The sequence below is a fragment of the Streptomyces apricus genome (assembly GCF_008369065.1).
GTDB lineage: Bacteria > Actinomycetota > Actinomycetes > Streptomycetales > Streptomycetaceae > Streptomyces > Streptomyces apricus.
In genome coordinates this window covers 1-10902 of sequence record NZ_VDFC01000098.1, presented here as the reverse complement: position 1 = coordinate 10902, position 10902 = coordinate 1, and the positions used below count along the sequence as shown (strand labels likewise).

Sequence of the window (10902 nt, the reverse complement as noted above, 5' to 3'; positions counted from 1 at the left end):
GTGAGCGGCTGGGTGGGGTGGCGGTCGGAGGTCGGCTGGCGTTCCTCTGTTCCGGTCAGGGCAGTCAGCGGCTGGGGATGGGGCGGGAGTTGTATGACGCCTTTCCGGTGTTCGCCCGCGTCCTGGACGAGGTGGTCGATGAGCTGGGTCTGCCGTTGCGGGAGGTGATGTGGGCGGCGGACGACTCGTCCGGACGAGGGCGTTTGGAGGGTACGGAGTTCGCGCAGCCGGCATTGTTCGCACTCGAAGTCGCACTGGGACGACTGCTGGAATCATGGGGCGTACGGCCCGACTTCGTGGCCGGGCATTCGGTCGGTGAACTGGCGGCTGCACACCTGGCGGGGGTGTTCTCGCTGGCGGATGCGTGTGCGCTGGTGATGGCCCGGGGCCGGCTGATGGGCGAGTTGCCCACCGGCGGTGCCATGATCGCCATACGGGCCACCGAGCAGGATGTGGCGGCGGCACTCGTGGGTGTGGACCAAGTGGCGATCGCGGCCGTCAACGGCCCCGACGCGGTAGTGATCTCCGGTGCGGAAGAAGCGGTCACACAGGTCGCGGCCCGCTTCGCACACACCCGGCGTCTGCGCGTCTCGCACGCCTTCCACTCCCCGCTGATGGACGCGATACTCGACGCCTTCCGTGAGGTGGCCGAACGGATCACCTACCACCCGCCCACCATCCCGTTGGTCTCCAACCTCACCGGTGCTCTCGCCGACCCCGAGGAGCTGTGCACGCCCGGCTACTGGGTACGCCACGTCCGCGAGGCGGTCCGCTTCGGCGACGGTCTGCAAGCCCTGCGCACCGCGGGGGTAAGCACCTTCCTGGAGATCGGCCCGGACGCCACCCTGTCCGCTCTGGCCGACCGGGACGGGGACGCGATCCCCGCCCTACGCCGGGACCGGCCCGAGGCAGTCCAACTGCTGCGCGCCCTGGGTGACGTACATACCCGGGGTGTGCCCGTCACCTGGTCCGCTCTCTTCGCAGACCGGTCCGCCCATTTCGTGGACCTGCCCACCTACCCCTTCCAGCGCAAGCACTACTGGCTCGACGGGGTCACGCTGTCCAGCGATCCCGTCGGTATAGGGCAGGGACCCGCAGAGCACCCGCTGCTGGGCGCGATGGTGATGCTTCCCGGATCGGGCGGCCTGCTGCTGACGGGAAGGCTGTCCCTCGCCACCCATCCTTGGCTGGCCGACCACAAGGTACTCGGCACCGTGCTGCTCCCCGGTACGGCATTCGTCGAACTGGCCCTCCACGCCGGAGACCAGGTCGGGACCCCGGTCATCGAGGAACTGACCATCCAGGCCCCGCTCGTCCTGGCCGAGAGCGGCGGGGTCGCGCTCCAGATCGTGGTGGACGGTCCCGACGCCACCGGTCGCAGGAGGATGGCGATCCACTCGCGGTCCGAGCACATGCCCGCCGAGAAGGAGTGGACCCCACACGCCACCGGTGTCCTCACCCCGACGGTCTCCACCGCCGACACAGTCGGCACCGATCTACGGATCTGGCCCCCCGAGGGCGCCGTCCCGACCGACGTATCGGCCTTCTACCCGCGCCTCGCCGAGCGGGGCTTCGGTTACGGTCCGCTCTTCCAGGGTGTGCGAGCGGCCTGGCGGCGCGGGGACGAACTCTTCGCCGAGGTCGCCCTGCCCGACGCCACCGTGGGTGACGCCGCCTTCTACAGCCTCCACCCTGCCCTGCTCGACGCCGCTCTGCACGTGAGCATCCTGAGCGAGGAACAGCAGGACGGCCCGGCGATCCCGTTCGTCTGGAGCGGGGTCACCGTGCATGCCCCGGGCGCCGCCGTGCTGCGCGTCCGCGTCTCTCCGGGCGGAAGCTCCGTGTCGGTCGCCGACGGCCAGGGCCGGCCGGTGGCGGAGATCGCCGGCATCGTCACCCGGCAGGTGACCTCCGCCCAACTGCGTGGTGGCACGAGGGAGCGGGCGGAGCTGCACCGCGTCCACTGGGCACCTGCCCCCGGCCCTGCGACGCCCGTCGACTCCTGGGCCGTCATCGGTGACGACCGCTTGGCCGGTCGGCCCGAGGTCGCCGTTCATCCGGGTCTCACCTCGTTGGTCGCGGCGATCGAGGCAGGCGCCGCCGTACCGGACGACGTGCTGTTCGACGCCCGTCGCTTCTCTCCCGACGCGGATGACACAGAGGTCCCTTCCGGCGTCCTCACGGTTGCCGATCAGGTGCTCCCGGCGCTGCAGGCATGGCTCGCCGACGACCGGCTGGCCGCCTCCAGGCTGGTGGTGATCACCGGGCGCGGCGTGGGTGTGGCCCCGGACGAGGACGTTGCCGACCTGGCCCAGGCGCCCGTGTGGGGGCTGGTGCGAGCAGGCGCGCAGGAGAACCCCGGACGTTTCGCCCTGCTGGACACCGACACGCGGTACGACGCCGGCCTCGACCCCCGCCTGTTGGCGGAGGCACTGGGCAGCGGTCAGGAAGAGATGGCCCTACGCGGTGACACCCTGCTGGTGCCCAGGCTCACCAGGACGGAGCCCGCAGATCCCGCCGAGCCCGTCAACTGTGCCGATCGCGTCGACCCGGCCGACCCCGTCGAAGAAGGGCGTCCGGCATCCCCGTGGAACACCACCGACACCGTGCTGATCACCGGCGGTACCGGTGGCATCGGCAGCCTGATGGCCAGACACCTGGTGACCCACCACGGCGTACGGCACCTGCTGCTCACCAGCCGCCGGGGCCCCGACGCCCCTGGCGCGGCCGAGCTGGCCGAGGAACTGACCGCGTACGGGGCCGATGTCGCCGTCAGCGCCTGCGATGTCGCCGATCCGGAGGCGCTCACCGCTCTGCTTGCCCGCATTCCCGGCGAGCACCCCCTGACCGGAGTGGTGCACGCCGCCGGAGTCGCCGAGGGCGGCCTGATCCCCGGACTCACCCCCGAGTCGATGCGGCGAGTGCTGCGTCCCAAGGTGGACGCGGCCTGGCATCTGCACAGGCTCACGCGTGACGCGGACCTGTCCGCCTTCGTCCTGCTCTCCTCCTCCGGCGGCCTGGTCCTCGCTGCCGGCCAGGGTGACTACGCCGCCGCCAACACATTCCTCGACGCCCTGGCCCAGCACCGCCGCGCCAACGGCATGGTCGCCACCTCCCTCGCCTACGCCGCCTGGGACCTGCCGACCGGAATGACAGCCCAGCTGACCGAGACCGATCTCAACCGCCTCCGCTCCCTGGGACTCCCCGCCCTCAGCACCGACCAGGGCATTGATCTGTTCGACGAGGCGCTCGCCACCGGCCATGCGCTGCTCGCTCCGCTGGTCCTCGACGCAGCCGTTCTGCGCTCCCGGGGGCACGGTGCCCGGAACGGCGACGGGGACGGCACCCGCACGGGCACCGCACTTCCGTCCCTGCTGCGCCCGGCCACCCGGGCCAGGCAGAGGGTGCGTACCGCCCCCGCAGTCCTCTCCGGCAGCCGACTGGCCGAGCAACTGAACGGCCTTTCCGAGTCCGAGACGCTACGGACGGTCCTGGAACTGGTCCGCACCCATACGGCAGCGGTGATCGGGCACACGTCCTCTGCGTCGATCGAGCCCGACCGGGCTTTCCAAGAGATGGGCTTCGACTCGTTGACGGCGCTGGAACTGCGCAACCGACTCAACGCCGCCACCGGTGCCAACCTGCCGGCCACCGTCGTCTTCGACCGGCCGAGCGCACGCGCACTCACCGTTCACCTGATCTCCGAAGTGCTGCCGGACGCGCTGGGCGCCGAAGGACGAACCGGGCCGACCGTCCTCGTGCCGCCCGGGGCAAAGGACGAACCTGTCGCCATCGTGGGCATGGCCTGCCGATATCCGGGCGCGGTCGAGGGAGTCGAGGACCTGTGGCGGCTGGTGACGGAGGGCGTGGACGCCATCACCGAATTCCCGAACGATCGGGGCTGGGACCTGGGACGGCTCATCGATCCGGAGTCGTCACGTGCCGGGACGAGTTACGTGCGCGAGGGCGGGTTCCTGGAGGACGCGGCCGGTTTCGATCCGGAGTTCTTCGGGATCTCGCCGCGCGAGGCGCGGGAGCTGGATCCGCAGCAACGGTTGCTGCTGGAGGTGTCCTGGGAGGCGCTGGAGAGCGCCCGCATCGTGCCCGCGTCGCTCAAAGGCACGCCCACCGGGGTGTTCGCGGGGGTGATGTACCACGACTACCCCACTGAGGCGAGTGCGGGCAGTATCGTCTCCGGCCGTGTCGCTTACACGCTGGGGCTGGAGGGTCCGGCCATCTCAGTGGATACGGCCTGCTCCTCCTCACTGGTGAGCCTGCACCTCGCGGCTCAATCACTGCGCAACGGCGAATGCAGCCTCGCCCTGGCCGGCGGGGTGACGGTGATGTCCACACCGTTGAATTTCGTGGAGTTCAGCCGCCAGCGTGGCCTCTCGCCGGACGGTCGGTGCAAGGCGTTCTCGGCGTCGGCCGACGGCACCGGCTGGTCGGAGGGGGTGGGGGTGCTCGTCCTGGAGCGGCTCTCGGAGGCGCGGCGCAACAACCACCGGGTGCTGGCCGTCATCCGGGGTTCGGCGGTCAACCAGGACGGCGCCTCCAACGGACTGACCGCCCCCAACGGCCCCGCACAGCAACGCGTGATCCGTCAGGCCCTGACGAGTGCGGGGTTGTCGGTGGCGGATGTGGATGTGGTGGAGGCGCACGGTACGGGGACGGCGTTGGGTGATCCGATCGAGGCGCAGGCGTTGTTGGCGACGTATGGGCAGGACCGGTCGGAGGGCCGGCCGTTGTGGCTGGGCTCCCTCAAGTCGAACATCGGGCACACGCAGGCGGCTTCTGGTGTCGCAAGTGTGATCAAAATGGTCATGGCGATGCGTCATGGTGTGCTGCCGCGGACGTTGCACGTGGACGAGCCGTCGCCGCACGTGGACTGGTCGGCGGGCGGGGTGCAGCTGCTCACCCAGGCTCAGTCCTGGGAGCGTGACGAGGACCGTCTGCGCCGGGCGGGCGTGTCCTCCTTCGGTATCAGTGGCACCAACGCCCACCTGATCCTGGAGGAGGCACCGGATCTTTCGGCGGAGTCTTTGGTCGAGCCTGCTGCCACTCTTCCCGCGGTGCCGTGGGTGGTGTCGGCGCGCACGGGGGAGGCGTTGCGGGAGCAGGCGGCGCGGGTGGTGGCCCATGTCGCCGAGCAGGACCTGGACCCGGTGGATGTGGGGTACTCACTGGTCGCGACCCGTGCTGGTCTGGAGCACCGGGCCGTGGTCGTTGCCGCCGATCGCGCCGGGCTGCTGGATGGACTGGCCCAGGTCGCCGAGGGGCACGCCGGGGCTAACGCAGTGGTGGGCGCGGCCCGCCCGGGCAAATTGGCGTTCCTCTGTTCCGGTCAGGGCAGTCAGCGGCTGGGGATGGGGCGGGAGTTGTATGACGCCTTTCCGGTGTTCGCCCGCGCCCTGGACGAGGTGACTGCAGAGCTGGGTCTGTCCCTGCAGGACATCATGTGGCCCGCAGAAGAGGGAAAAGATCACGGTCGCCTGAACGACACCGAGTTCGCGCAGCCGGCATTGTTCGCGCTCGAAGTCGCGCTGGGACGGCTGCTGGAGTCGTGGGGTGTGCGACCCGACTTCGTGGCCGGGCATTCGGTCGGTGAACTGGCGGCTGCGCACCTGGCCGGGGTGTTCTCGCTGGGGGATGCGTGTGCGCTGGTAGTGGCCCGGGGCCGGTTGATGGGGGCGCTGCCTGCGGGTGGCGCGATGGTCGCGGTACGGGCCACCGAGCAGGATGTGGCGGCGGCGCTCGTGGGTGTGGACCAAGTAGCGATCGCGGCTGTCAACGGCCCCGACGCGGTGGTGATCTCCGGTGCGGAAGAAGCGGTCGCGCAGGTCGCGGCGCGGTTCGCGCACACCCGGCGCCTGCGGGTCTCGCACGCTTTCCATTCGCCTTTGATGGATCCGATGCTGGCGGCTTTCCGCGAGGTGGCCGAACGGATCATCTACCACCCGCCCACCGTCCCCCTGGTCTCCAACCTCACCGGTGCTCTCGCCGACCTCGAGGAGCTGTGCACGCCCGCCTACTGGGTACGCCACGTGCGCGAAGCGGTCCGCTTCGGCGACGGTCTGCAAGCCCTGCGCACCGCGGGAGCGAACACCTTCCTGGAGATCGGCCCCGACGCCACCTTGACCGCTTTGGCCGACCGGGACGGGGACGCGGTTGCCGCCCTGCGCCGGGACCGCCCCGAGACGGCTCACCTGCTGAACGCACTCGGCCACCTGCACACCCGAGGCATACCCGTCGATTGGCCCGCCCTCTTCGCAGACCGGTCCGTCCATCTCGTGGACCTGCCTACTTACCCCTTCCAGCACAAGCACTACTGGATGGAGGCTGTCCAGGACGCGGTCGATGTGGAGCAGGCAGGCCTGGAAAGTACTGAACACCCTTTGCTGGGTGCGGTGGTGGAGTTGCCCGGGTCGGGGGGTGTGGTGCTGTCGGGCCGTCTGTCGCTCCAGGCGCAGCCGTGGCTGGCCGACCATGCGGTGATGGGCACGGTGCTGTTCCCCGGTACCGGCTTCGTCGAACTGGCCATCCGCGCGGGCGACGAAGTGGACTGCGCGGTGCTGGAGGAACTCACCCTGCACGCCCCCCTCGTCCTGCCCGAGCGGGGCGGGGTGGCGGTGCAGGTGATGGCAGCCGCCCCCGACCGGGACGGCCGCCGCGAAGTACACATCCACACACGGCCCGAGAACGCCGTCCCCGACGAGCAATGGACCCTGCACGCCGAAGGCATCCTCACCTCGGACACCACCCCCACCGACGACTGGGCAGACATCCCGGCAGGCATGGAGGCATGGCCGCCCGCCGAGGCCACCCCTCTGCTTCTGGACGGCTTCTACGAGCGGCTGGCCGGGCAAGGCCTCCACTACGGTCCCGTCTTCCAGGGGATGCGTGCGCTGTGGCAGCGCGGGGAAGAGGTGTTCGCCGAGGTCGAACTCCCTCCCCAGACCACCGACGCCACCTCCTACGGCATCCACCCGGCGTTGTTCGACGCCGTCCTCCATGCCGCGCGCCCCGTCCCGGACGACGAGGACGAACAGGGCCCGGCGGTGCCCTTCGCCTGGAACGGCGTACGACTGCACACAGCCGGGGCATCCGCTCTGCGGGTCCGGATCTCGGGCGGTGCCGTCAGCGCGATCGACGCCACCGGAACGCCGGTGATCACCGTGGAGTCGCTGACCACCCGCCCGGTGAGCGGTGAGCAGCTCGACGCCGCCTCCGGAACGGACCCTGCAGGCTCGCTCCACCGACTGGAATGGATACCTGTCTCCGCTCCGGTGCCCTTCGCCGATCCCACCGCACCGGACTGGGCGGTCGTGGGCCGCTCGGTCTCCGGGCCCCGTGCCTATCCGGACATGGCCGCCCTGCTGGACGCAGTCGGCTCCGGCGACCTGCCCGTTCCCGAGACCCTACTCGTCGTCGCTGAACAGAACTCCGCGAACCCCGTCCCCACGATGGTCCGCACATCGGTCGATGGCGCGCTCGACGCCGTCCGGACGCTGCTGACCGAAGAGCAGTTGGCGTCGACCCGGCTGGTCCTGGTCACCTGCGGGGCGGTGGCCACCGCCCCCGACGAGAGCATCACCGAGTTGGGACACGCGGCGGTGTGGGGCCTGGTACGCGCCGCGCAGGAGGAGGAACCCGGCCGGATCGTACTGGTCGACCTGCCGGCCCCGTACGCATCCCCGCACACCCTTGTGCCCACTCTCCGGACCGTTCTTGCCGCCGGCGAACCGCAACTTGCCGTACGTGGTGACCGCCTCCTGGTCCCTCGTCTGACGCGGCAACGGCCCGACACGGCTGCGGGGGCGGACCAGCGGCGCGAAACACCGGACTGGGACCGCGACGGCACCGTGCTGATCACCGGTGGCACCGGAGGCCTCGGCCGCCGGATCGCCCGGCACCTGGTGACCGAACACGGCATGCGCCACCTGGTGCTGGCCGGCCGCCGCGGTATGGACGCGCCCGGTGCCTCGGACCTGGTCACCGAACTGGCCGGGCTGGGCGCCCGGGCCACGATCGCGGCCTGCGAGATCACCGACCGGGACGCGATCGCCGGGTTGCTGGCCGACATCCCCGCCGAACATCCGTTGACCGCTGTCGTGCACGCCGCGGGAGTCCTGGACAACGCCCTGATCACCGACCTGACACCACGACACCTCGACAACGCACTCGGCGCCAAGGCCGACGCCGCATGGCACCTGCATGAACTGACGCGTGACCTCGACCTGTCGGCCTTCGTCCTGTTCTCCTCCGCGGCAGGCGCCCTCGGCACCGCCGGCCAGGGCAACTACGCCGCTGCCAACGCCTTCCTCGACGCACTCGCCCACCACCGCCGCGATCTCGGCCTTCCCTGCCAGTCCCTCGGCTGGGGACCGTGGAGTGGAGGTTCGGGCATGGCCGCAGACCTGACCGACACCGACCGTTCCCGCATGCTCCGCAACGGCATCCAAGCACTCTCTCCCGACGAGGGTCTCAGGCTCTTCTCCACGGCCGTGCGCACCGCGTCCGCGGACCACCCCGCGCTGCTGCCGTTGCGGCTGGACCTCGGTGCGCTGCGGGTCCAGGCCCGGACCGGGAACCTGCCGACTGCACTCCGGAGCCTGGTCCCGACGTCCTTGGGCCGGCGTACCGCCCAGGACGCGGCCGGTGACAACGGGCGGGCTCTGACGGCACGGCTCGCCGCGCTCCAGGACACCGAACGCGAACGCGTGCTCACCGACCTGGTGCGCGGTCACGTGGCTGCCGTCCTCGGCCACACCGCGGACCAGGGCGCCGCGATCCAGGCCCACCACACGTTCCAGACCCTCGGGTTCGACTCGCTGACCGCGGTCGAACTCAGGAACCGGATCAAGAAGGTCACCGGCCTGCMCCTGTCGGCGACCGCCGTCTTCGACTACCCGAGTCCGGCCGCGCTGGCCCGGCACCTCGGCGGGCAACTGGCCGCTCGGCGGCCGGCCGGCCAGGGACAGAGCCTTCGTTCGGTACTGGCCGAGGCGGACCGGCTGGAAGCCGCCTTGGCAGCGGTGTCCCGGAGCGACGGCGAACTGACCAGGATCACCGGACGGCTGGAGACACTGCTGCGTCGCTGGCACGGCCGACTGGCCGACACCGACCCGGACGCGAACCCGACGGACGGCTCGACCGCGCTCAGCACGGATCTCCAATCGGCCACGGACGACGAGCTCTTCGAAGCCCTCGACGCCGAACTCGGACTGCCAGGGAGTGCCTGACGGAATGGCGAACGACGAGAAACTCCGCGACTACCTCAAACGCGCCACGGCCGACCTCCGCGAAGCCCGCCGGCGTCTGCGCGAGACCGAGGAAAGGGAGCACGAGCCGATCGCCGTCGTCGGCATGGGCTGCAGGCTGCCCGGCGGCGTGACCTCTCCCGAGGAACTGTGGGCGACGGTCTCCGGCGGTCACGACGCCCTGACGTCCTTTCCCACCGACCGGGGCTGGGACCTCGCCTCCCTCCACGACTCCGCCCCCGACAGGCCCGGCACCAGCCACGCCCAGGCCGGCGGCTTCCTGTCCGGTGTCGCCGACTTCGACGCCGGACTGTTCGGCATCAGCCCGCGCGAGGCGCTGGCCATGGACCCGCAGCAGCGCTTGCTGCTGGAGACCACCTGGGAGGCCCTGGAACGCGCGGGCATCGACCCGCTGTCCCTGCGCGAGAGCCGGACCGGGGTGTTCGCCGGAGCCATGTACCACGACTACGCCGGCCGGGCCGTGAACGTATCCGACGACGTCGCCGGGTACCTGCTCCTCGGCAACTCCACAGCCGTCCTCTCCGGCCGGATCTCCTACGTCCTCGGCCTGCAGGGACCTGCCGTCTCCATCGACACCACCTGCTCCACCTCACTGGTCACACTGCACCTGGCCTGCGCCGCGCTGCGCCGCGGGGAGTGCTCGCTGGCGATCGCCGGGGGCGCCACCATCATGTGCACCCCCGACGTGTTCGTGGAGTTCAGCCGCCAGGGCGTACTGTCCCGGGACGGTCGGTGCAAGGCGTTCTCGGCGTCGGCCGACGGCACCGGCTGGTCGGAGGGGGTGGGGGTGCTCGTCCTGGAGCGGTTGTCGCAGGCGCGGCGCAACAACCACCGGGTGCTGGCCGTCGTCCGGGGTTCGGCGGTCAACCAGGACGGCGCCTCCAACGGACTGACCGCCCCCAACGGCCCCGCTCAACAACACGTGATCCGGCAGGCACTTGCCGACGCGGGTCTGTCTCCGGCCGACATCGATGTGGTGGAGGCGCATGGTACGGGGACGGCGTTGGGTGATCCGATCGAGGCGCAGGCGTTGTTGGCGACGTATGGGCAGGGTCGGCCGGAGGGTCGGCCGTTGTGGCTGGGCTCGCTCAAGTCGAACATCGGGCACACCCAGGCGGCCGCCGGGGTGGCGGGTGTGATCAAGATGGTCATGGCGATGCGTCATGGTGTGCTGCCGCGGACGTTGCACGTGGACGAGCCGTCGCCGCACGTGGACTGGTCCGCCGGATCCGTGCACCTCCTGACCGACGCGCAGCCATGGCGTCCCGAGGAGCATCTGCGCCGGGCGGGTGTCTCGTCCTTCGGGATCAGCGGCACCAACGCCCACCTGATCCTCGAAGAGGCTCCCCGAACCAAGGGTTCCGAACAGACCGAGCAGGCCGGTCTGTCCGGCCCGGCGTTGCCGGTGGTGCCGTGGGTGGTGTCGGCGCGTACGGAGGAGGCGCTGCGGGAGCAGGCGGCGCAGGTGGTGGCCCATGTCGCCGAACAGGACCTGGACCCGGTCGATGTCGGATACTCGCTGGCCACCACCCGCGCCGCACTGGAGCACCGGGTGGTGGTGGTCGGTGCGGACCGGGCCGAGCTGGTGGGTGGGTTGGAGGCGGTGGCCCGCTGCCCGCTG

2 protein-coding genes are annotated in these 10902 nt (G+C 70.8%); both read left to right on the top strand.

Annotated elements, in window-relative coordinates:
* Window positions 1–9242, top strand: a 9242-nt coding sequence (locus FGF04_RS37725) for a type I polyketide synthase (protein ID WP_149515902.1), incomplete at its 5' end; no start/stop codon positions are given.
* Between the two features lie 4 nt (window positions 9243–9246).
* Window positions 9247–10902, top strand: a 1656-nt coding sequence (locus tag FGF04_RS37720) for a type I polyketide synthase (protein WP_188114401.1), incomplete at its 3' end; no start/stop codon positions are given.